Source organism: Paenibacillus wenxiniae (assembly GCF_039822605.1).
Classification (GTDB): Bacteria; Bacillota; Bacilli; order Paenibacillales; family Paenibacillaceae; genus Saccharibacillus; species Saccharibacillus wenxiniae.
The window spans coordinates 297,672-321,093 of the sequence record NZ_JBCGUH010000004.1 but is presented as its reverse complement, the minus strand read 5'-3'; the positions used below and the strand labels follow the sequence as shown (position 1 = coordinate 321,093).

Below are 23,422 nucleotides of genomic sequence, written 5' to 3'. Positions count from 1 at the left end.
TGTACAAGAGACAGAAGGCTTAACGAATATAAATTCTAAACCGTAAACGTATACCAGTACCTTGACCCGCTTAAATTAAAATCTAACCGACTCCACTTTATGCAAAATACACTTGTATCCTAGCATGAACTTATGTTTGCTGTAGCCTAGCACAATCCATATTTAACGCGGTCAACTTACTAGCACTGTGACCAAGTTAAATATGATTTTTGCTCGTGTGCTGGCATGCTTATAGATCAAGATTGGAAGCAACTTTAAACGTTATTTGTGTACGAGCATCCTTTTGAATAAGCGCTTAAACGAGCTTTAACACGCAACATAATCTCCGCCCAGATACCGGGTTGTGCACGCAAACCGAGTCTATCGAGCACCGATCGCTGCGAACAGAATAAGAAGATAAATACGATAAGCGATCACAGAAAATGAGAGTGAGCAACTGTGTCCATTACGAAATATTTGAAATGACGAATAGGAACGCAGACACCATACCCTAGATGATAACTACCGTCTCTCCATCATAGGCCTGTCTGTCCAACTGTCACTCATCCGCCTGTCCAGCTCTTCCTCGTCCGTTTGTTCAGCTGTCACTCATCTGTCTGTCCATTATGCACGCACATCTCGTTTCGAAAAGGACACCCACGAAATGAGCGCGAAAATTACAAAATACACCGCCATAATAAACAGCGACCATCCTACCGATGTTACACCAAAGCTACCGGTCGGATTAGAGAAATACTGCGTTAGATCGAGATTCGTAAACAGCAAATATTTCGTAATCCAATAATCTTCCGGCTTTAACAAGAAACGTAGCAGGCTGTTGGTGATCGTTCCAGAGAAATATAACAGCATCGATAATGTGATCGCCACCGCGGATGAACGGAACAATGCAGACAACATAAAGGCAAAGCTTGCCAGCATGAGCGCTCGGATCAAGGCGTATACGATTTCTAACATCAGATTACTTTCCAGTGCCGTTGCTGCCCCATACGGCAGACTAGTCCCATTTTTCGAAAATAGCATGTATGATACTGCCAGATTTACCAGTGAGAAGATGATCGTTAAGATGAGTAGAAATATCGCCATAGCTAGAAACTTGGAGCATAAAATTTTCCAGCGTTGCCACGGGCGAATGAGCAATAGCTTGATTGTACCGCTCGTAAACTCACTTGCAACCGATTCCGAGGCGACAATAAGCATGAACAGCACCACCAGAAAAAACATCGCAAATGAATCCTGAAAGGCCATTAATGCATGGTTCGGATAATCGCCTAAACGCAGCAAAATTAACAGCGACGGTGACAAAATGAGCAATATAATTAGCATCACCCAGTTGGAAATACGTAGTACAATTTTGAGCATTTCATTCCAGATGAGCTGGATAAAATTAATCATGGCGCACACCACCTTCACGTGTCATCGCCAGGAATTGATCTTCCAGCGTCTGACGCATCGGAATGATCCCGTATACGGCAACACCTTGCTGTACGAGCTGTGCGTTAAAGCGCGCAATGTCAGCACGAGTCGCCCGAGCCACACAACTGCTTCCTTCGACATAACTACCCGGTATGAGAGCATGTACCGTTTCCGCCTGATCGGTTTCAAACCGAACCGTAATCAATTCTTCCGTAGCTGACGTATGCGCTGTAGGCTGTCCATGCAAATGACGCACATCCACCAAACGCCCGCCATTAATTACCGCAACGGTATCACACATTAGCTCCATTTCCGATAACAGATGACTGGATACAAACACCGTCGTCCCCTGCTCGCGACTAAGCGCGCGTAAGTAATCACGTAGCTCCCGGATGCCCTGTGGATCAAGACCATTGGTCGGCTCATCAAGCACGAGCAAGCGTGGACGATGCAGCAACGCCTGTGCTACGCCAAGACGCTGCCTCATACCGAGCGAATACGTGCTCACGCGATCACGGACACGTCCGCCAAGTCCGACAAAATCAACCACTTCGGCAATCCGCTCCTTTGTCACACCAGGTGACATGCGTGCATAATGCATTAGATTTTGGTAGCCAGTCATATATTTGTACATTTCCGGATTTTCGACGATTGCGCCTACTTTGCTGATCGCTTGCTCAAAATGCGTCCGAATGCTCTGACCTTCAATACGAATATCGCCTGAGGTGGGAGACATCAGGCCGACAAGCATACGGATGGTCGTTGTCTTGCCTGAACCATTAGGTCCCAGAAAGCCAAACACACAGCCTGCGGGTACATCCAGCGTTAAATTATCGATAATCGTTTTAGAGCCTATTTTTTTCGTAACGCCGCGAAATTGTACGACCGGCGCGGCAAGACGATCGATCGTGCCATTTGATGTGGTGTCATTGGATATATTTTCATTAGATATAGTGCCATTCGATAAAGCGCCATTAGACATCGCGTTAGCCATGCCTGTATTCTTCTCATTCATGCCTGTAGTGGAAGAGGAGTGTAGAGAACGTGCTGTATACTGTTGTTCTGTATGCTGCTGTTCGCTCGTAGGAGAAGACATTGCATTAGCCTTCTCCAGTTGGCTGTACGGCGTGATGTCGGCGTCGTTTGGTTGGTTATGGGGCGTTGTATCAGCGTTGTTTGACTGATGATGAGACGTGGTGTCCGTATTCTTTTGCCCTGAATATGAATTACCTTCGGGTCTACCATCTGGCTGCTGACATAATGTGCGTGGCTGCTTAACATGTACGATCATCATCTGGCCCCTTTCGAATACGTGCTGCATGTTCATTACAGCGCTAAATATGTACATAAAACGATACGACTGACTTTTAACGAACTTGCTACTTACGGCTTTCTGTACGGCATCTTGTCTATTGCATAAGGTGCAATTCTACCTCTTCTTACATTACAGCACCGGACACTTGGCAAGCGAACAACGCTTTGCAGTAGCTTTGGCGGTATGATGTGTTGATGTATTAAAGAGAGTCATTCATTTGCATAGACGAATACATCTTCATTTGTATTTGTATCCACATCTTCATTTCTGTTTACATCTCCACTTCCGCTGTAGCGCCTTTATTGTAACATACCCTACGTTTGATACAAAAAGAACCCGTCTCTACACAGCAGCTATCGTGATGACAACTACTGCATAAAGCGGGTTCCACATGTAATGCTATCTAAGGTCGATGACCAGCACTATTCAAATACTTCAAACAATGCCAGCAGCATGCCAAGAGCTTGCAACAGACTACGCACCGGAACGTGCCAGTTCACGCATATTAGCCTCAAACGCTGCGAGCAATGCCGCTTCGCCTGTTAGACCTTTTTCGTGAACTTTGCGGATTTGTTCGAGCATCCGTTTGTAGTCTTTCGGAATGATACGAACGAAATCCTTCGATTGGTGTTCCCAATCTTCCAATACACGCTTCCCTGCTTCACTGCCCGTATAGTTCACATGTTGCTCGATCAACGTGCGCAGCTCTGCCAGCTCGTCTGCATCTTCGATATCTTCCAGCAACACCATTTCCAGATTGCAACGACCGACAAAGTCGTGACTTGGATCAAGCACATACGCGATTCCGCCGGACATCCCTGCGGCAAAGTTACGTCCAGTCGAGCCAAGTACAACGACACGTCCACCGGTCATATATTCACAGCCGTGGTCGCCCACGCCTTCAACAACAACTTTCGCACCGGAGTTACGTACAGCAAAGCGTTCACCAGCGATACCGCTAATATACGCTTCACCACTTGTCGCTCCGTACAGTGCGGTGTTACCGATAATAATATTGTCTTCAGCGGCGAATGTCGCTGCCGCATCGGGTTTCACGATAATTTTACCACCCGACAGACCTTTACCGACGTAGTCATTACAGTCGCCTTCGACACGAAGTGTAATCCCTTTCGGTACGAACGCACCCAGACTTTGTCCAGCCGAGCCTTTGAATGTAAACGAGATCGTATCATCCGGTAAACCAGCTGCACCGTATTTGAGCGTCACTTCGCTACCGAGAATCGTACCAACCGCACGATCGACGTTGCAAATATCCAGTTCAGCTTGCACGGCTGTACCATTTTCCAGTGCAGGTGCTGCCAATGGCAACAATTGACGCAGATCGAGCGTTTCTTCCAGCAGATGGTTTTGCTGCTGTACGTTGAAGCGCTCGCTGCCTTCTGGAAGCTGTGGCTGATGCAGCAGTACCGACAGATCGAGACCTTTTTTCTTCCAGTGTACGTCTGCTTGAGAAGCATCCAGACAATCCAGACGGCCTACCATTTCTTTGACGGTACGGAAGCCAAGTTCTGCCATAATTTCACGCAAATCCTGTGCAACGAACTTCATAAAGTTCACGACATGCTCTGGATCACCGGTGAAGTTTTTACGCAGCTCTGGATTCTGTGTTGCTACGCCGACTGGACAGGTGTCCATTTGACAGACACGCATCATAATACAGCCGATCGAAACGAGCGGAGCCGTTGAGAAGCCATACTCCTCTGCACCAAGCAATGCAGCGACTGCAAGGTCACGACCACTTAACATTTTGCCGTCTGTTTCCAGTACGACACGGTCACGCAAATTGTTCATAATGAGCGTTTGCTGCGTTTCCGCCAATCCAAGCTCCCACGGCAGACCCGCGTGACGGATCGAACCTTGTGGCGATGCACCTGTACCACCATCATATCCACTGACGAGGATCACATCGGCACGGCCTTTCGCTACACCAGCAGCGATTGTACCTACACCTACCTCGGATACGAGCTTCACGTTGATGCGCGCACGACGATTGGCATTTTTCAGATCATAGATCAATTCTGCCAGATCTTCAATCGAGTAGATGTCATGATGCGGAGGCGGCGAGATCAGACCGACACCCGGAGTCGAGTGACGAACTTCCGCTACCCACGGATATACTTTACGGCCAGGCAATTGTCCACCTTCACCAGGTTTCGCGCCCTGTGCCATTTTAATTTGAATTTCATCCGCATTGACCAGATAGTTGGACGTTACGCCGAAACGACCGGAAGCGACCTGCTTGATCGCACTACGACGGGAATCGCCATTTGCATCTGGAATAAAGCGTGCAGGGTCTTCGCCACCCTCACCGCTGTTACTTTTACCGCCAATACGGTTCATCGCAATCGCGAGACTTTCATGTGCTTCCTTACTAATCGATCCGAACGACATTGCGCCTGTTTTGAAACGTCTCATAATCGATTCGATCGGCTCTACTTCTTCCAGTGGCACCGGGGCACCATTCGGTTTCAGTTTGAGCAGGGAACGCAGTGTCAGATGCTTCTCATTCTCCCCATCGACCAGCGCAGCGTACTTTTTGTACAGCTTGTAGTCGCCGGTACGGACGGAATGCTGGAGCAGGTGGATCGTTTGCGGATTGAACATATGCTCTTCTCCGTCATTACGCCACTGATAATCGCCACCAGAGTCAAGCACACGGTCATTGCCGTCTTTGTCTGTAAATGCACGGTTATGCTGAGCTAGCGCTTCTGCCGCTACTTCGTCCAGACCGATGCCGCCGATACGGGATGGTGTCCACGTAAAGTATTGATCGATAAACTCTTGCTTCAAACCAACCGCTTCGAAAATCTGTGCACCACGGTACGATTGGATCGTGGAAATCCCCATTTTGGACAGGATTTTAACGACGCCTTTCGTAACTGCTTTAGTGTAGTTTTTCACAGCTTTATCATGCGAAATGCCGCGCAACATGCCCTGTTTAATCATATCCTGCATCGTTTCAAATACGAGATACGGGTTCACCGCACTGATACCGTAACCGAGCAGCAAGGCGAAATGGTGAATATCGCGCGGCTCGCCGGATTCCAGCAACAGGCTGACACGTGTACGTGTGCCCTGACGAATCAAATGGTGATGCAGACAGGCAACCGCCAGCAATGCTGGAATCGCTGCATTTTCCTTATCCATACCGCGATCGGATAGAATGAGGAAGTTATGACCTTTAGCGATCACACGATCTGCCGCCTGGCACAGATTCGCCAGTGCAGCTTGCAATCCTTCTGCACCTTTAGCCGCTTCGAAGAAAATTGGAATCGTCATCGCCTTAAAGCCAGGACGACGCACATGGCGCACTTTGGCAAATTCTTCGTTGGACAAAATTGGTGTATTCAAAATGATCTGACGACAGCTTTCCGGCTGCGGATCAAGCAGATTGCCTTCCGGTCCAAGCGATGTCGCAGTCGACGTTACAATCTCCTCACGAATCGCATCGATAGGCGGATTCGTCACTTGAGCAAACAGCTGCTTAAAGTAATTGTACAGACGTTGCGGCTGTTCAGACAATACCGCCAGCGGTGCATCATAACCCATCGAAGCGAGCGCTTCTGCACCTGTCGATGCCATCGGCTCGATCACTTTGCGCAGTTCTTCAAACGTATAACCAAATGCCAGCTGTAACTGCTGTACATTATCATGATCCGGTTGAATCGCTTCCGGTGCGTCGGGCACATCGTCCAGATTCACCAGATGCTCTTCTAGCCATTCCGCATAAGGATGCTCTGAAGCGATCTGTTCTTTAATCTCTTCGTCGGAAATAATACGACCTTCCTGCGTGTCGATCAGCAGCATACGGCCTGGACGAAGACGATCTTTATATAGTATATTTTCCGGTGCAATATCGAGTACGCCGACTTCAGAAGACAGAATAATACGGTCATCCTTCGTTACATAATAACGTGCCGGACGCAGTCCATTACGATCCAGAATCGCGCCGATCTGGATACCATCGGTGAATGCCATAGCGGCAGGTCCATCCCACGGTTCCATCAGGCAGCTATGGTATTGGTAAAATGCTTTTTTCTTCTCATCCATCGTATCGTGGTTACTCCACGGCTCGGGTACCATCATCATGGCTACATGCGGCAGGGAACGTCCATTCAAGTACAGGAATTCAAGCGTGTTATCAAACATCGCTGTATCTGATCCATCCGGGTTAATAACCGGACGTACTTTGTCCAGATCGCTACCAAATACTTCGCTCTCAAACAGTGATTGACGCGCATGCATCCAGTTCACGTTACCACGCATCGTATTGATCTCACCATTGTGGATCATAAAGCGATACGGGTGAGCACGATCCCAGCTTGGGAATGTGTTCGTACTGAAACGGGAGTGCACGAGTGCCATCGCCGATTCAAATGCATCGTCACGCAGATCAAGATAGAACTGGCCTACCTGGATCGTCGTCAACATGCCTTTGTATACGACCTTACGACAGGACAGACTTGGTACGTAAAAAGTTTCGCCGCCTGCTGCTTCCGCATAACGGATCTGACGCTCTGCTACTCTACGAATGACGTACAACTTGCGTTCAAAAGCAAGCTCATCTGCATGACGCAGCGTTTCGCCACGTCCGATAAAAAACTGACGCACGATAGGCTTTGCCGCCTTCGCGGATTTGCCCAATGTGCTGTCATCGGTAGGCACGGTACGAGCACCGAGGAAAACTTGACCTTCCTGCTCGACAATGTCCTTTAGCAACGCTTCATGACGTTCACGCAGTTCCTCGTCACGGGACAGGAATACCATCGCTACGCCATACTGACCTTTGTCAGGCAATTCAAATCCATTAGCCTGTGCTTCCTTTACAAAGAAGGAATGCGGAATCTGTACCATAATCCCGGCTCCGTCACCGGAATTCGGCTCACTTCCCTGGCCGCCGCGATGCTCCATGTTTTCGAGCATGGTCAGTGCTTGACTGACAATCTGGTGACTAGGTGTTCCTTTAATATGCGCGGTAAATCCCATACCGCAGGCATCTTTTTCAAACTGCGGATCATAAAGACCCTGCTTCGGAGGTAAACCTGTAATGTTCATAATACGCAACCTTTCTATTATGAAGTGACTGTCAAGAGATGAGCCAGAGGACGGCCGGACGAAGATACATGCTTCTAAGGATAGGGTATACAAAACAGGCTGCTCATTCCATACAGTATCATCTACAATATTTGTACATATTGTACAGGACGGTGACGGAAGCAGCCTATGTTTGGATATAGGTTAGAAGTAACAGGCGAAGAATAAATATCCACTTTGATGAGATTCAAGCAACTTATTTAGCTATGTGATATTGCTGTAACCTTCGTTAGTTTTATACATTTTAACACTGACCTTACATGATGGCAATTCAAACTTTTTATATATGCGATAAATTATTATTTTGCGTCAAAGCATTAGTGTGATAACGTAACGCATTACATATAGTGTATGATTATACATTAAAGTTTATAAATAATTCAATAGGTTTGTCTATAATGGTTTTTGACCTTCATCCAAACTGAGCGAGCGGACATAGCTTTTATTCATAAATATAAAACATCCAAGCAAAAACGGACAGCCCTGTAAAGGACTGTCCGTTTTGTGTATAAAGCAAGCTCACATTATATTCGGTTCAAGCTACGTGCGTCATGCACGCATTTATTTGCTAATCCAGCGGCTCTATAGGAATGGTCGACTTGATAACATCCATCGCCATCGTTCAAAAAAGGCAGCGCGCATTACGATATAAGATCGGTACAACAGGCAAGCTATATGTGGACAGCTTACGCTTAGCTTAGACCATTTGTTACCTGAGTGCTCATACCTGTCTACTCATCTGCTTACAGCACGATAACTTAGATCTGCAACGCCATGAGTTTACAGTTCTACTCGATCCTACTTGCAACCTGTCTACTTATAGCTCTACAGCGTACACTTACTTGTAGCATGCCAGCTTATATTCATCCAGCGTCTAGCTGCTATTCCATCAGCTTACAGCTCGATGCTTTCGCCAACTTTCAGTGCAGTTCCTTTGATCCCTTTAGCATCCAGTGCGGCAACAAAGGCATCGCCATCCTGTTCAATCGGTGGGAACGTATTATAATGCACCGGAATGATATGCTTTGCCTTTACCCATTCCGCTGCATATAACGCGTCCTCAGGTCCCATTGTGAAAAAGTCACCGATTGGCAGTGCAGCTACATCGATATGGTTCATTTCACCGATCAGCTTCATATCACCGAACAATGCTGTATCGCCGGCATGGTAGAGCGTCTTGCCGCCCATCGTTAGCAGGATACCTGCTGGCTCACCGAGGTATACATTTTGTCCGTCCAGCTCGTTAGAAGAAGAATGGAAGGCCAGTGTGTATTTTACTTTGAAGCCGTCAAACTGCTTGGAGCCGCCCAGATTCATACCGACGGTGTCTGCTGCACCTTTTGCTGCTGCGTACTGTGCTAGCTCAACGACGGCGATTACCGGACAATTGTTGTTTTGCGCGATTTCGACAGTATCTCCAAAATGGTCACCGTGTCCATGCGTCAAAATAACAGCATCCACTTGAATATCTTTTACATCAACATCGACCTGCGGATTGCCGGACAGAAAAGGATCGATAATTACCTTTTTGCCGCCTTCTTCCACAAGCAGACAGGATTGTCCATAGTACGTAATTTTCATCGATAAAGCACCTCCGCAATAAAATGAATAGTATAGCCACCGTTTATTTTATCACCAAAATACATCTATTTGTAACTTTGCAGGTGCCAGGTTGCTTACAAATCTCGAAATTGCGCAAAGCCGAATATAGATGAAATGCGCAGTTATAACAGAATAGCTGAGTCATTCGTGACACGATTAGCGGCAAAGGAACTCATCCACTATACTTGTTGCTACTACATTTATACATGATGAGCAACATCGTTATTTGTGTCATCACGATCTACATGACTATCACTATGCTAATGGCGTGTATTGCCTATGACGCAGCTTATGATACAGCGATATTATTTGTAAAACGTATGATGTCCAATCTTCTTCACTACAGTCTGAGAATTTGGAATCGCAAAATCAGTCGCCAATGATAGCGACACAAAATAATACGTATTATCCGGCACTTCCTTATGTCCTTGCAACGCTTCGCGGACAGCTTTAATGGAATCGGCATTAGGCGTCACACGCTCAAAGCGACCATTGGATACCGGTGAAAATTGATATTTTTGATACAGCACACCTTTAATCGTGTCGGGGAAATTAGCGGACCGTAGCCGGTTCAAGACAACGTTGGCAACTGCCACTTTGCCTTCGTACGGTTCACCTTCAGCTTCTGCCATAACAATTCGTTCCAGCATCAGCCGTTCTTTATCAGACAATGCGTAGGTCCAGGTTGCCTGGGAATGGTTATCCTGGGAAAGCAGCTTTGTCCGAGTAAAGTATAATTTGGTGGGGGTGGTATTGCCGATAGATGCACCTGCTGTGATCGCTACGGCTTTGTTTGCCTTCGCTTGTGCAGCTGCTGTACGTTCGTGTTTTGCCTGTGCAGCCTGTTGCTGCTTGGTTGCTGTTGCTTTGTTTGCTTTTGCCTGTTGAATCAAGTTACGTGTGTGCGTTTGGTTCCAGTCCATAAACGTACCTGCCGTACTGCTCCTGTCTTTTTGTGCATACGAAACAGCACCTGCTGGCTGCGCACCCCACGCGGGCAGCTGAGTGAATGTTTGACTATGTGTCGTATGATGATTTGCCATCCAAAACGGAAGGCACATCACAAATATAAAAAGCACGCCGAGCAGAGGCGTAATCCACTGATTGCGTCTAATAAAATCCATGTTTTTCCTCCAATAACGTTGGCATACTCCATTTCCTATGTAACCGATTGACCCTCCATTTGAATACACCAACATCCAAATTTTGAATCATAAGCAATTACATGGGTTCTCAGACACACCCCGTATCCGAAAAAAGAGCCAACTTGATAATCGATATCCGATCAATGGATACCCGGACAATAATCCATGTCCGTGATGTAAAAATACGTATCGTTTCCCCTAAAAGAACACTGCCTTTTGCAGCACGGAGTATATTATTATAGTTCCATTACTTTTGTCAAATTGACAAAAACCAATTTTTAGAGTAGTCGATCTTTTGTAAGCGGAAAACAACCTGCTAATTCATACATCGGAATCTGTCCCATTCGTGTACAATACAGAACGACCTCTTCCACCTGCCAGGCGATTCCATCCAAATGGATGTCTTCGGTTGCAAGAGCTTCAAATGGCTCTGATCCGGCATATTTGCGCGCTATCGTTATATGCGGATGATAGGGGCGTTGTTCCGCCTTATATCCTATCGCTTCACAGGCATGTACGATGTCGTGTTGCAACGCGTTCAATGCCGAACGATCCCCTTCAGGGTCGATCCACCACACACGCGGACGTTCGGGCAAGCCAAAATAGGCTGGACGACCAAGTTGCAGCTTGAATGGTGAATGTCCTGCTACTGTAGCTGCAAGTGTGTGTGACAGCTCAGGCAATTTAGCACGATCTACATCCCCATAAAACTGAAGTGTAATGTGAAAGTCAGCTGCGGCTGTCCATTTGCGAAATGCGTACTGCTGCTGCATCAAATGACTCCATGCTGCCAGGCGCTCCTGCGCCTCCCCTTTTACAGCAATTGCAGCAAATACACGCTCCTGATCCATACCGGTTGCCACTCTCCACACTCCTTTCAGTTTGTCCAATTCTCTTTATTCGTCAATGATGTTGTACACTAACAAGCACATAAAGCGGCTGTTGCAGTCATTGCTATCAACTGATCATTCATTTGATCTTCTATTATCCGAACACACGTTCTTGACGAATGCCAATAGTATACACCAATCTGACGTTAAGTGCAAAGTTTTGAAAAGGCCTTAAACGGTGTAATCCATTCTGTTTGGTTCGTTTCGCCAAATTTGATATCATTAAAAACGTAGCTGATTTCATGCACATGCAGACGCATGAATCGGTAGGGTTCCCAACACGAGGAGGAGATTATGCAATGTCCAAGATCGTTTTCCTGCAACATTTAAGTGAAGAGCAGAAGCAGCAAGTCCAGGAAGCCGCTCCTCATGATGAAATTGTCGCTATTCCTGTAAAAGAGGCTACCGAGCATGATCTGGCAGACGCTGAAATTATCGTCGGCTGGTCACGAAAATTTCAAGATTTTATACTGTCGCCAGATTGCGCTGTGAAATGGGTACAAGCATGGTCTGCCGGAGTCGATAAAATGCCATTGGCTGAACTGGAGCAAAAGCAAGTGCTACTCACTAGCGCTAACGGTGTGCATACGATTCCGATTTCCGAACAAATTTTTGCGTATATGTTAGCCTTTAGCCGCAATTTGCACAAAGCGATTCGTAATCAAACCCAGGCACGCTGGGATGAGAGTGGATCATTCAGTGAACTGCATGGCAAAACGATTGTCATCGTTGGTGCAGGTAATATCGGTATTGGTACTGCGCGTCTGGCACGTGCATTTGGTATGAAGACGGTTGGTGTACGTCGCTCTGGAGCACCGCTGGACGAATTTGATACGATGTATCGGATGGAGCAGCTTGATGAAGCGCTAGGTGTTGCTGATGTAGTGGTGAATATTTTGCCACTGACAGAGCAGACAGAAGGCCTGTTTGATAAGGGACGCTTTGCTGCGATGAAGCCGGAGGCGTTATTTATTAACGTTGGACGCGGAGCTACAGTACAAACGGATGATCTGGTCACTGCTTTGCAACAAGGATTGATTGCCGGTGCGGGTCTGGACGTATTTGATCCGGAGCCATTGCCAGCGGATCATCCGCTGTGGTCGATGGAACAGGTTATTATTACGCCGCATATTGCAGGTAGCAATGAGCATTACACCGAGCGCGTAATGGACATTTTTCTAACGAATCTGAAAGCGTACCAGCAGGGCGAAACATTGCCTGTCAATTTGGTGGATTATTCCAGCGGATATTGACAGACAGTAATAACTACTAAAAATGGGCAGAATAGTAGGAGTCAGTTGTTCGGTTATCGATTAATCTATAAACATCATTTTTTACAATTTAATATAAAATGAATAAAAAAAGGCTCGATTCCTTTATATGGAAGAGAGCCTTTTTTTATTCACTTTTATGTTTAAATGGATCGGACATATAGCTAAGTGACAAAGCTATTTTATAAGCTATCGTATTCGGCGAAATTGGGTAAATTGCCCAGCTAGTACATGTAATGCTGCTGCAAGATTGCTCACTATGACAGCCAAATCGAGCATACGCTTCTTTTCATATAAAAAAGGAGCGGTGCAGAAATGCTCAAACCTTCTGCTGACAACTACATGGTAACAATGCTCTATATCACCATTCATCACGCTGCATAAATATGACTTGTCAGTACTTTTATTGTTGCATTGTGCACCGCCAGTCAAAAAGCACTGCATATGCTCTACCTACCTGTTTCATCTCTATTACACTGCACCTCGAATTGCGACTATAGCCATACAAAAACGGTTCCTTTCGACTGCCATAGCTTGCATATATCTGCAACATTTTTGCTTGTCCCTGTTACTAATGAAGCATAATGATGGGGGTATACGATTAGCTCAGCGATTTGGGAACCGCTAACCATCTGGCAGCATGTTCATACACATGCATACGATCATCATAATGATCCAACGGACAAATCAATAGTAGTTCATCTGCATCATAATCGTTTACTAGTTGATGCATTCGTTGGGGTAACGTATGAGGCCCCCCTACGATCGGCTCTGGCATCTCTTCACCGGTTGCCGCAAGACCAGCTGGCGACTGCTTCCACCGTTTATACAGCTCCTCTGCTTGTTGCTCGGTCGAAGCCGCGATCACCTTTGTTGCCAGTATCACTCTAGCTTCCTGTTGCGACTGGGAAGGCTGAAATTGTTCGCGATACTGGGCAATCGCCGCCTGTCCATCATTGGAACTCATAAAATGACCAAATACATACCCTGCTCCATGCTCAGCTGCCAGTGTAGCGCTTTTGCGATTCGTGCCAAGTAGCCATAGCTGCGGGCTGTATGCAGCGATTGGGCGAGCTGTCACTTGCGCCCCTTCTACGGTATAACGATCCTCTAACAAATGACGCAGATCCCGTACACGTTCTGGCATTTCGGCGACATGAGCGAGATAATTACCGCTCAGTCCAATCGTTGCATGAGCAGAGCCGCCAGGTGCTCGTCCAATGCCTAGATCGATACGATCCGGATACAATGCTGACAGCATGCGAAATGTCTCGGCAACTTTCATCGCGCTGTAATGCGGCAACAACACAGCTCCTGATCCAAGCCGAATCGATGACGTGCGCACACCGATATGCGCAATCAATATTTCTGGCGCTGTGCAAGCAAGCTGAGTCATATCATGATGCTCAGATAACCAGAATCGATCATAGCCCCATTGTTCTGCTGCAATCGCGAGCTGCACCGAACGTTCCAGCGCCTCTTCTGGCGATGCCTGTTCCAGTAGTGGCGACATATCCAGTATGCCCAGCGGAATGGGTAAATAGGGCTGATTCATGCTGCTTCCTCCTTCCGCTGACGGTCCACCTTCAATCCACATCATAGATCGAGCCGACCTTTAGACCGTACAGCTCGTTATAAATTTTCTCGGCAAACGCATCGGTCATGCCGGCAATATAATCAATAATCATACGTTCCCACGTCCATACCGGATGCTCGCTTGCTTGATCCTGCTGAAAACGTTGCAGCCAATCGGAAGGCATAATCGCCATCGACGTTTCCTGATCGATAAAAGCCTTCCATAAACGACGAATAATCCATTCGCTGCGTTTTTGCAGACGCTGTACGCGCAGATCGCGAATCATCGTTACCCAGGCAAAACTTTTAAGTACACTCACCGTGCGCAGCATATCGTCATCCTCATGACCTTGACTAACAAACGTAATCTTTTTCCAATCCGCTTCATCAATCACACCCAGCTGGCTTACAAAATGATTTACCCAGTATGCCTTCACCTCACGCCGGGTGCGGGAATAATCGTTGCCACATGTCGGTAACTTCTCACGCCATATGCGCAAATAAGCGGTCAATACCTGTTCTACTTTTACCGCGATCCCTTCATACTCCCAATCTTTCCAGAACCAATCTTCCAGCGTCATAATCTTCTCAATAATCAACTTATGAATATGCGGATCATTCATAAAATGCTCATGCACTTCAATCTTACCTGCTTTGATACCATCTTCCAGATCATGTGCCGAATACGCGATATCATCGCACAGATCCATCAGTTGCGCTTCTAACGTTGTTTTCTTGTCGGGAATGCCCCAGCGCTGGCGAATATCGCGGATATATTGCCACTCACGTTCATACAATCCTTTTTTATTATCCATACCTGAATACGGATATTTATTAATGCCAAGCAACACCGCATCACACAGATTCAATCCATCTAAGTTTTCGCGTTTTTCCAAAAACATAATGAGCCGGAAATTGTGCGCATTGCCTTCAAAATGCTCATATTTCGCGCGCATCTCTGCATGAATACGCTCATATTCCTGCTCGGTTACCGATTTGCCGCGCAGCGCCTCGACCGTTTTGCTGGCAATCCAATCATCAAGTATGCTTGCCAGCACCTCTTCACCTTTATGACCAAAAGGCGGATGACCAAAGTCATGCGCAATCGAGGCGCATTCCACCACTTCGGGATGAATGATCAAGCCCGGATTATCCGCTTGTTCCTCACGAATTTCGGGATGGCGGGTAAGCAATGTCTTTGCTGCCTGACGAGCGATCTGGGCGACCTCCAGCGAATGCGTCAGGCGTGTGCGATAATAATCGCCTGTTCCCGCACCAAATACTTGCGATTTGCCTTGCAGACGACGAAAGGTTGGGGAATGAATTAAGCGCGAATAATCACGTTCATACGCTTCGCGCGAAGCTTCATGTTTATCTTCAGCATACTGACGATGCTCGCGCAGCGTCTTTAATTGTGCAAATTTGTCCATAGCATTGTTCTCCTGTCAGTTCGGCATCTTATGTGTTCATAGTTGGAGTGATTATACACGCTTTTTGCATTGGCGAAAAGATCAATAGACAAATCTGTTTGTTGCTTGATGTGTGTAAGCCTTCTCTTTTATGGAAATGAAGTTGTTAGCTTAGGGGAGTTGTGTGCATAGTGGATATGCGCACATTGTATATCGTTTGCTGCGTGAGCATTCCTTTTTATTCGAACATGTGTTAGAAGATCGCTACTGCTATATCGTGTTAACTAGTTTACTCGGCAAATAGCCCTTTGATTGGAACACGTATTAGGCAGGCACTACTATTTTAGAATAGGTTATGTTACAGCTATTAGCGAGTGTACGTGCAAGCTGGCATCCCATTTAAAATAGAAGTCATTCTCGCACATGCAGTATTGTTTATTTTCAAGCATTAATTTACACGTATATTATAGAAGAAAAAAATCCGAACCCTGGGGTCCGGATTTTATAAAACGGTCATTCGAGCACAATTCGGCTGCTTCTATACATACCTTTTGCAGGGACTAACTAGCTATATCAACTACATTGGATACTCTAATTAGATGTTACAGTAGAATATAGTAGAAGAAATCAGATTCGCCTTGCTTGCTATAGTATTTCACTACCAAATTACACTCTACTTTATTACACTCCACTTTCGCTACAGCCATTACCTAGCGATTTTTCAGCTTCGGATCAAACGTATCTCGCAGTCCATCTCCCATCAAATTAAAGCCAAGTGAAGTGAGCAAAATACAGATGCCCGGGAAAATAACCGTCCACGGTGCTGTCTGGATAAACTGGCGTGAATCGGATAGCATTTTGCCCCATTCTGGCTCAGGTGGCTGTGCGCCCAGACCGAGAAAGCCAAGACCTGCTGCTTCGATAATAGCTGTCGCTACGCCTAACGTCCCCTGTACAATAAGCGGTGTTAGACTGTTCGGTAAAATGTGCCGGAACAGCAATCGTGTATCCCGCACACCAATCGCTCGTGCTGCTGTAATAAATTCTTCCTGCCGTAGCGATAGTACACGCGCACGTACAAGCCGACCATACGTCGGTATATTGACGATCGCAATCGCATACAGTGCATTTTGCAGCGATGGTCCGAGAATCGCAACGATCGCAATCGCCAGCAAAATCCCCGGAAACGCGAGCAAAATATCGAAGAAACGCGAAATGATCATATCGACCCATTTGCCATAAAAGCCAGCGATCAGACCTAGTAATGTACCGATCACAATCGAGCCAATAACGGATAGAAAGCCGACCCATAACGAAATGCGTGCGCCATAAATCGTCCGGGTGAAAATATCCCGTCCCAGATCATCGGTCCCAAACCAGTGCTTGGCAGAAGGAGGTTGAAGCCGATCCGCCAGCACTTGAGCTGTATATTCATAACGGGTAATCCACGGTGCCAGCAGTGCCAGCACGATAAACATGAATACGATAACTAACCCCACAACAGCGGTACGGTTACGCATAAATAGACGGATGCCGTCACGCCACGGACCATAACGAACCGTTTGGACGGGTTTGTCTGATCCTGTACCCAGCGAAGCTTGTGTCATACCATCACCTCTACTTGTACTGGATACGCGGATCAAACCATGCGTACAGAAGATCCACCAGCAGATTAATAAGAACGAAGATTAGCGCAATGATCAGAATGCCGGATTGAATGACCGGATAGTCCCGATTGCTGATCGCTTCATAAATATAACGTCCGACACCAGGCCAGGCAAAAATCGTCTCGGTCAATACCGCGCCGCCCAGCAACGAGCCTGTCTGAATGCCAATGACGGTGAGTACCGGAATGAACGCATTTTTCAGACCGTGTCGGTAAATGACTAGAAATTGTGAGATGCCTTTGGCTTTGGCAGTACGGATATAGTCAGATTGCATAACTTCGAGCATGCTGGAACGTGTCATCCGTGCAATGACTGCCATCGGAATCGTACCGAGTGCTACAGACGGCAAAATCAGATGCTTGATTACCGTCCATAGCTGTGACCATTGACCCGACAACATCGCGTCAATCACGTAAAAGCCGGTGATACTTTCCAGTGGATCACGCTGATTCATGCGCCCGATCGATGGCAACCAGTGTAGCTTATTCGCAAAAATCCACTGCTCCATCAAACCAAGCCAGAAGATTGGCATCGATACACCAATCAGCGCAATGAGCATACAGATATAATCGAACCATGATCGATGCTTCCAGGCGCTGATAATGCCTGCATTTACGCCGATAATAATCGCAAACAACATGCTCGCAAACGTTAATTCGATCGTCGCTGCCAAATACGGACCGATCTCCTCTGTAATCGGCGCTCTTGTCCGAATCGAGTTTCCGAGATCGCCTGTGATCAGATCACCCAGGTAGGCTGTATATTGCTCCAGCCACGGACGATCCAGTCCAAGCTGCTGACGAAGCGCTTGCTTGGACTGTTCTGTAGCTTTTTCGCCTAGAATAGTGTCTGCCGGATCGCCCGGAATCGCATGAATGATCGAGAACACGATCAGCGTCATTCCAAATAGTACCGGAATCAGCACCAGCAGTCTTTTTACAATGTAGGAACCCATATGGATGCTCACCCGCTTTGTACTTTATACGTTTGGTGTAGGAGGCGTATTCCAAACGGTGCTATGATGCATCAGCTGAGTTTGTATACACGCCCTAACCGATTTGATTTTACAATTATTGTTCCATGTACACATCTGCGTAAGGCTCAGAACCGGTAGGTGAAGGCGTATAGCCTTTCACTTTAGCACTTGCCGCCAGCAATGGTGTGGAGTGAACAAGCGGAATCCAGGGTGCATCTTCTTTGACAATCACTTGAGCCTGCTCATACAGCTTGGCGCGTGCGTCTTGATCGGTTTCGCGTTGTGCTTGAACAAGCAGTTTGTGGAATGGTTCGCTGGCATACTGACTGTAGTTGTTACCGCCAATCGAATCTTTATCCAGCAGTGGGTAGAAGAAGTTGTCCGGGTCACCGTTATCTCCCGTCCAGCCGATCATATACAGATCATCCTTCTCACCTTTGCTCAAGTCATCCAGATAGGTTGCCCATTCTGGCGATTGAATGTTTACTTTGACACCGATTTGCGCAAAGCTGGCTTGAATAACTTCAGCAACTTTTTTGCCATCTGGCATGTATGGACGCGATACAGGCATTGCATAGAAGGTCAGCTCCTGATCGATACCGTTCGGGAAGCCAGCTTCGGCGAGCAATTGTTTTGCTTTTGTCAGATCATAATCATAGTCTTTGACATTGGAGTTATAGCCCCATAGCGTTGGCGGAATTGGGTTTACCGCTGCTTCAGCCTGTCCTGCATAGAACGCATCGATGATGCTTTTCTTATCGACAGCATGGTTAAGGGCTACACGTACTTTTGCATTATCAAACGGCTTCTTCGTCAGGTTGAAGCCGATATAAGCCACGTTAAATGGAGGACGGTTAAACTTCTGTAGCTCGGAATTGCCTTCCAGCGTAGCCAGATCATCCGGGCTTAAATCTTCCATCAGATCGATCTCGCCATTTTGCAGCGCATTAAAACGAGCGGTGTTATCTGGAATCGAGCGAATGATCACCTGATCCATTTTAGGCAAACCTTGTTGCCAGTAGTTCGGGTTCTTTTCCAGGGTGATCGAGTCGCTGCGTTTCCATTCTTTAAATACGAATGGACCGGTGCCGACTGGATTTGATTTGAATTCGGCTCCTTCCTTTTCAACGGCTGTCGGGCTAGCAATGGAGAATGGAGGCATAGCGAGATTTTGTAGAAATGGCGCCTGTGGATGGTTGAGCTTGAACTCTACCGTATGATCATCTACCGCTTTCACACTGGCGATAATCCGCGCACCTTCTGGGCCAAACATGGAGTCATAATAATCGAATGAGTCACCTTCGAACTTATACTTGCTCTTCGGATCGTTCCAGCGCTCAAAGTTAAAAACGACCGCTTCCGCATTGAAATCTGTTCCATCATGGAACTTCACGCCCTGACGCAGTTTGAATGTATACGTCAAACCATCGTCAGAGATTTGCCAGCTTTCTGCGAGTGCTGGTTCTACTTCAGTCGTTCCGGATTTATAAGCAAGTAAAGGATCAAATACTTGCTGCGCAATTTTGATCGATTCGCCATCCGTAACGATCGCCGGATCGAGAGCTGCCGAGTCGCCGCCACGTCCAACAATCAGCGTACCGCCCGCACTTGCAGTCTCTCCTCCTTCTCCAGATGCTGTAGGTTCAGACGATGTGTTGCCACCTCCACCACTGCAACCGGCAACGATCAAAGCAAAGGACAACATAAACACGATGACAAAGATTCCGTATTTTCTCAAATTCCTTTTCCCCTTTCAGCATATAGATCTGAGTCTACCCATCCTATGTACACAATTACTGTGTATCATTATGTAATATTGTATATATTCCAATGTTTGGAATAGACCGTGAGTGAATACAATGTACATTACATATCTTCTTTTGGCAATATATTTTACAGCACTTCGCTTTATTTATATTTTTATAACTTTAAATGTCACATTTCAAAAGATACCACCTATATTTTTCTAAATTATATATAATATTTTGGATGTTACGTTATAATTCGTATATCAGCTCGGGGCAGGAATTGTACATCAAATGATGTATATTACATTATCATCATTATTATTGTGTATTTTATTCCATATATAGTGTATCAAATCAATTTTTTTACATACTCAACCAATAAATCTATTCCCAGCGTTAATATAAAGCTGATAGAATGAATAAGAACTGATTCAAAAGGAGGCTTATCCTATTTATGTTTAAAGGCAAAACGATTTTCGCACTCGCTATGTCAGCATTTATGACTTTTAATGCTGCAAGTCTGGTAGACGCTGCGGCTCCAGCGACATTGACTGTGGATGGAATCAAGCAGCAAATGCAGCAGGATGCTGGCACAGGCACACATATTACCCTGTTACATACGAGCGACGTTCATGCTCATGCAGTGGAGGAATCCCCATCTATGGGTCTGGCCAAAATCGCTGGCTTAGCTGATCTGTACCGTGCAGCGAATCCGAATACACTGCTGCTGGATGATGGCGATGCGGTACACGGCACTTCTTTTGCCACACTCGTGCGTGGTGAAAGCATGATTCAAGTGATGAATAAAATGGGTTATGCGGCGATGGAGCCAGGTAACCACGAGTTCGATTATGGTTATGAGCGCCTGCTGGAACTTGTCAAAATGGCAAACTTCCCGGTCATTTCTTCCAACATCGTGCAAAAGGATACAGGCAAAAATCCATTTGAGCCGTATATTATTCGTGAAGTGAATGGCGTAAAAATCGGTATTTTCGGTCTGGAAACACCGGAGACTGCCTACAAGACGAATCCAAACAATGTGAAAAATGTAGAGTTTACCGATCCGACTGAAGCTGCTCGTAAAATGGTAGCTGAGCTGAAAGGTAAAGTGGATGTGATCGTGGCACTTGGACATATCGGTATGGACGAATCAACCGAGCAGACGAGCGTTGATATTGTCAAAGCTGTACCCGGTATCGATGTGTTCATTGACGGTCATAGCCATACGCTACTGACGAATGGACAGACTGAAAATGGCACACTCATCGCCAGCACAGGCGAATATGGTGAGCATCTCGGTGTTGTTGATCTGTGGGTCGACAAAGGCGCGGTTACGAAAAAAGAAGCTTACACCATCGATGAAAAAGCAGCTGCTAACGTTGCTCCAAATGCCGAAGTCGCTAGCCTGATCAATTCGATTAAAGCATCCCAGGAGCCGATCCTGAATGAAGTGGTCGCTCAATCTCCAGTTGCCCTTGAAGGTGCACGCGAAAAAGTGCGCGCTGGCGAAACGAATCTGGGCGATCTGATCACCGATGCAATGCGCTCCATCTCCGGTGCGGATGCAGCGATCACAAACGGTGGTGGTATCCGCGCTTCCATCGATGCAGGCCCGGTGACCAAAGGCGAGATCGTGACGGTTCTTCCATTTGGCAATCTGGTCATCTCCATCAAAGTAACAGGTAAAGATATTCTAGCTGCACTGGAAAATGGAGCAACTGACTATCCAACGCCAAAAGGTGCATTTGCTCACGTATCCGGCATCACGTACAAAATCGATCCGTCCAAGCCGGCAGGTAGCCGTGTGCATTCTGTAACGGTGGACGGTAAAGCATTGGACCCGAACAAAACGTACAATGTTGCAACGAATGACTTCCTCGTAGCAGGCGGTGACGAATACAAAATGTTCGTCGGTAAGCAGCAAACAGGTACGTACGGTACACTGGATGAGGCGCTGATCGAATATATGCAGAAAAAAGGCAGCACCAGCCTGACTTCCGGTAAACGCATTACCGAAGCAGCCATGTCTGCTACTGCACCAGCTACAGGCACACCGGCGAAGCCTGTCACGCCTGCAAAACCAGCAACACCTGCCAAACCGGCAACGCCAGTTAAGCCACCTGCGGCTACAAAGCCAGCAGAGCCAATCAAAACTGTACCGGCACCACCGATTCATAGTGATAGCGATGTATATGTAGTGAAAAGCGGAGACACACTGTACTCGATCGCCAAAAACCACGGCACAACGTGGAAAGTATTGCGCGATCTGAATGATCTGAAAAACCCACACTGGATCTATCCAGGTCAAAAACTGGAATTACCAGCTGCATCGTAAGTAGATGTAGATGTAAGGATGGAGATGGAGATTGAGAGATCTATTTCAGATCAACAAACAACGGTCAGTGGATTTAGTGAACACAGTAACGGTAGTTAAACGGAAATAGCAAAAAGGCGATCCAAAGCTTTGCTCATTGGTATAAACTCTTTTGCAGACTAACAGCAGATCAAGTTCCGATAAAAAGGAACGTATGCTAGCTAAAGTCATGCCAAAAGAGCGCTACCGAATGAGCAGAGCGCGGACCGCCTTTTTACTTTTCGTGCTTCGTGCTTCGTGCTTCGTGCTTCGTGCTTCGTGCTTCGTGCTTCGTGCTTCGTGCTTCGTGCTTCGTGCTTCGTGCTTCGTGCTTCGTGCTTCGTGCTTCGCAAGGATTGTATTTTCCGCTAACGCATCTGTCAACTTTTATTGTTGTGAATTAGCCTTCGCGAGTCGTACCATTTTTCGGATTGAAGGCAAGTTCAAACAACCCTGTGGCAGCAAGCCCGGCCAGACCGCCGGACCATAGTCTTGGCACAAGCGCCAATTCTGTAAATGGATACGCCACCGCTCCGATCAATAAACCGACGACCAGTCCAATTAAAGGCACCCCGTTTTTCGGTACATTGACCGTTGTTTTCACCAGCTGCACGAGTGCAAGCACCACTACCGCTAACGTAGATGAGAATGCGAGTACGCTGTTCAGTAAATCGTTTGTCATAGAGTTATCCTCCTTGCGTATTTTTTATACATATTTCATGCAGGAAGTGTCCGAAAACTTCAAAGGCTACCTGCTTTTCAACCTTGTCCCCTTCCTCTATAGAGTCCAGAATTACAGAGTCCAGAATTTTGCTACAGGTTTTGTCAGGCTACATCAAGAAAAATGAACATAGTGAAGGCGAACAGAACGTAGAAGATACACAGGAGCAAATTTTCAGACACAAGCTCATGCTTTGACCATGTTAAATTTCAACTTGGATTG

14 protein-coding genes are annotated in these 23,422 nt (G+C 46.6%); 2 read left to right on the top strand and 12 right to left on the bottom strand.

Annotation, left to right across the window (positions count from 1 at the left end; genetic code table 11):
- Positions 1-603: 603 nt before the first annotated feature.
- The 6 genes from AAHF22_RS10125 to thpR form a co-directional block, all read right to left on the bottom strand.
- On the bottom strand, positions 604-1,392 hold the full coding sequence (locus AAHF22_RS10125; RefSeq protein ID WP_347324872.1) for an ABC transporter permease: 789 nt from the start codon (positions 1,390-1,392) through the stop codon (positions 604-606).
- Positions 1,385-2,320 (bottom strand): ABC transporter ATP-binding protein, encoded by a 936-nt coding sequence (locus AAHF22_RS10120; protein WP_347325007.1) that lies wholly within the window; start codon positions 2,318-2,320, stop codon positions 1,385-1,387. The genes AAHF22_RS10125 and AAHF22_RS10120 overlap by 8 nt, the downstream gene beginning before the upstream one ends.
- An 882-nt stretch (positions 2,321-3,202) precedes the next feature.
- The gene (gltB, locus tag AAHF22_RS10115; protein WP_347324871.1) at positions 3,203-7,804 is read right to left on the bottom strand and encodes a glutamate synthase large subunit; all 4,602 of its coding nucleotides are present in this window, start codon (positions 7,802-7,804) and stop codon (positions 3,203-3,205) included.
- Between the two features lie 933 nt (positions 7,805-8,737).
- Entirely contained in the window at positions 8,738-9,424 is a 687-nt protein-coding gene (locus tag AAHF22_RS10110) for a metal-dependent hydrolase (RefSeq protein WP_347324870.1), read from the bottom strand.
- 326 nt (positions 9,425-9,750) lie between these two features.
- The gene (locus tag AAHF22_RS10105) at positions 9,751-10,569 is read right to left on the bottom strand and encodes a cell wall hydrolase (RefSeq protein ID WP_347324869.1); all 819 of its coding nucleotides are present in this window, start codon (positions 10,567-10,569) and stop codon (positions 9,751-9,753) included.
- A 299-nt stretch (positions 10,570-10,868) separates the two neighbouring features.
- The gene (gene thpR, locus AAHF22_RS10100) at positions 10,869-11,453 is read right to left on the bottom strand and encodes an RNA 2',3'-cyclic phosphodiesterase (RefSeq protein WP_347324868.1); all 585 of its coding nucleotides are present in this window, start codon (positions 11,451-11,453) and stop codon (positions 10,869-10,871) included.
- Positions 11,454-11,779: 326 nt separating this feature from the next.
- Here thpR and AAHF22_RS10095 point away from each other — a divergent pair, with 326 nt between their 5' ends.
- A complete protein-coding gene (locus AAHF22_RS10095) occupies positions 11,780-12,733 on the top strand; it encodes a D-2-hydroxyacid dehydrogenase (RefSeq protein ID WP_347324867.1) in 954 nt (317 codons plus the stop codon).
- A 619-nt stretch (positions 12,734-13,352) separates the two neighbouring features.
- Here the strand turns inward: AAHF22_RS10095 and AAHF22_RS10090 are convergent.
- The 5 genes from AAHF22_RS10090 to AAHF22_RS10070 all read right to left on the bottom strand — a co-directional run bounded on the left by AAHF22_RS10090 (position 13,353) and on the right by AAHF22_RS10070 (position 20,083).
- On the bottom strand, positions 13,353-14,306 hold the full coding sequence (locus AAHF22_RS10090; protein WP_347324866.1) for an MsnO8 family LLM class oxidoreductase: 954 nt from the start codon (positions 14,304-14,306) through the stop codon (positions 13,353-13,355).
- A gap of 31 nt (positions 14,307-14,337) precedes the next feature.
- Entirely contained in the window at positions 14,338-15,756 is a 1,419-nt protein-coding gene (locus tag AAHF22_RS10085; protein ID WP_347324865.1) for a deoxyguanosinetriphosphate triphosphohydrolase family protein, read from the bottom strand.
- A gap of 689 nt (positions 15,757-16,445) precedes the next feature.
- Positions 16,446-17,342 (bottom strand): nickel transporter permease, encoded by an 897-nt coding sequence (gene nikC / locus AAHF22_RS10080; RefSeq protein WP_347324864.1) that lies wholly within the window; start codon positions 17,340-17,342, stop codon positions 16,446-16,448.
- A 10-nt stretch (positions 17,343-17,352) separates the two neighbouring features.
- The gene (locus AAHF22_RS10075; protein ID WP_347324863.1) at positions 17,353-18,357 is read right to left on the bottom strand and encodes an ABC transporter permease; all 1,005 of its coding nucleotides are present in this window, start codon (positions 18,355-18,357) and stop codon (positions 17,353-17,355) included.
- Positions 18,358-18,472: 115 nt separating this feature from the next.
- Entirely contained in the window at positions 18,473-20,083 is a 1,611-nt protein-coding gene (locus AAHF22_RS10070; RefSeq protein ID WP_347325006.1) for an ABC transporter substrate-binding protein, read from the bottom strand.
- Positions 20,084-20,580: 497 nt separating this feature from the next.
- Between AAHF22_RS10070 and AAHF22_RS10065 the strand changes: the two genes are divergently transcribed.
- Complete coding sequence (locus AAHF22_RS10065; protein ID WP_347324862.1) at positions 20,581-22,461, top strand: 5'-nucleotidase C-terminal domain-containing protein; 1,881 nt, start codon at positions 20,581-20,583, stop codon at positions 22,459-22,461.
- A 418-nt stretch (positions 22,462-22,879) separates the two neighbouring features.
- Here AAHF22_RS10065 and AAHF22_RS10060 read toward each other — a convergent pair whose 3' ends face one another.
- Positions 22,880-23,161 (bottom strand): holin, encoded by a 282-nt coding sequence (locus tag AAHF22_RS10060; RefSeq protein ID WP_347324861.1) that lies wholly within the window; start codon positions 23,159-23,161, stop codon positions 22,880-22,882.
- Between the last annotated feature and the right edge of the window lie 261 nt (positions 23,162-23,422).

What these genes read in the sequence shown, in the direction of transcription:
- AAHF22_RS10125 (WP_347324872.1), bottom strand. Translation starts at nt 1,392, where the DNA reads ATGATTAATTTTATCCAGCTCATCTGGAATGAAATGCTCAAAATTGTA.
- gltB (WP_347324871.1), bottom strand. Translation starts at nt 7,804, where the DNA reads ATGAACATTACAGGTTTACCTCCGAAGCAGGGTCTTTATGATCCGCAG.
- AAHF22_RS10110 (WP_347324870.1), bottom strand. Translation starts at nt 9,424, where the DNA reads ATGAAAATTACGTACTATGGACAATCCTGTCTGCTTGTGGAAGAAGGC.
- AAHF22_RS10105 (WP_347324869.1), bottom strand. Translation starts at nt 10,569, where the DNA reads ATGGATTTTATTAGACGCAATCAGTGGATTACGCCTCTGCTCGGCGTG.
- AAHF22_RS10095 (WP_347324867.1), top strand. Translation starts at nt 11,780, where the DNA reads ATGTCCAAGATCGTTTTCCTGCAACATTTAAGTGAAGAGCAGAAGCAG.
- AAHF22_RS10090 (WP_347324866.1), bottom strand. Translation starts at nt 14,306, where the DNA reads ATGAATCAGCCCTATTTACCCATTCCGCTGGGCATACTGGATATGTCG.
- AAHF22_RS10085 (WP_347324865.1), bottom strand. Translation starts at nt 15,756, where the DNA reads ATGGACAAATTTGCACAATTAAAGACGCTGCGCGAGCATCGTCAGTAT.
- nikC (WP_347324864.1), bottom strand. Translation starts at nt 17,342, where the DNA reads ATGACACAAGCTTCGCTGGGTACAGGATCAGACAAACCCGTCCAAACG.
- AAHF22_RS10075 (WP_347324863.1), bottom strand. Translation starts at nt 18,357, where the DNA reads ATGGGTTCCTACATTGTAAAAAGACTGCTGGTGCTGATTCCGGTACTA.
- AAHF22_RS10070 (WP_347325006.1), bottom strand. Translation starts at nt 20,083, where the DNA reads ATGTTGTCCTTTGCTTTGATCGTTGCCGGTTGCAGTGGTGGAGGTGGC.
- AAHF22_RS10065 (WP_347324862.1), top strand. Translation starts at nt 20,581, where the DNA reads ATGTTTAAAGGCAAAACGATTTTCGCACTCGCTATGTCAGCATTTATG.
- AAHF22_RS10060 (WP_347324861.1), bottom strand. Translation starts at nt 23,161, where the DNA reads ATGACAAACGATTTACTGAACAGCGTACTCGCATTCTCATCTACGTTA.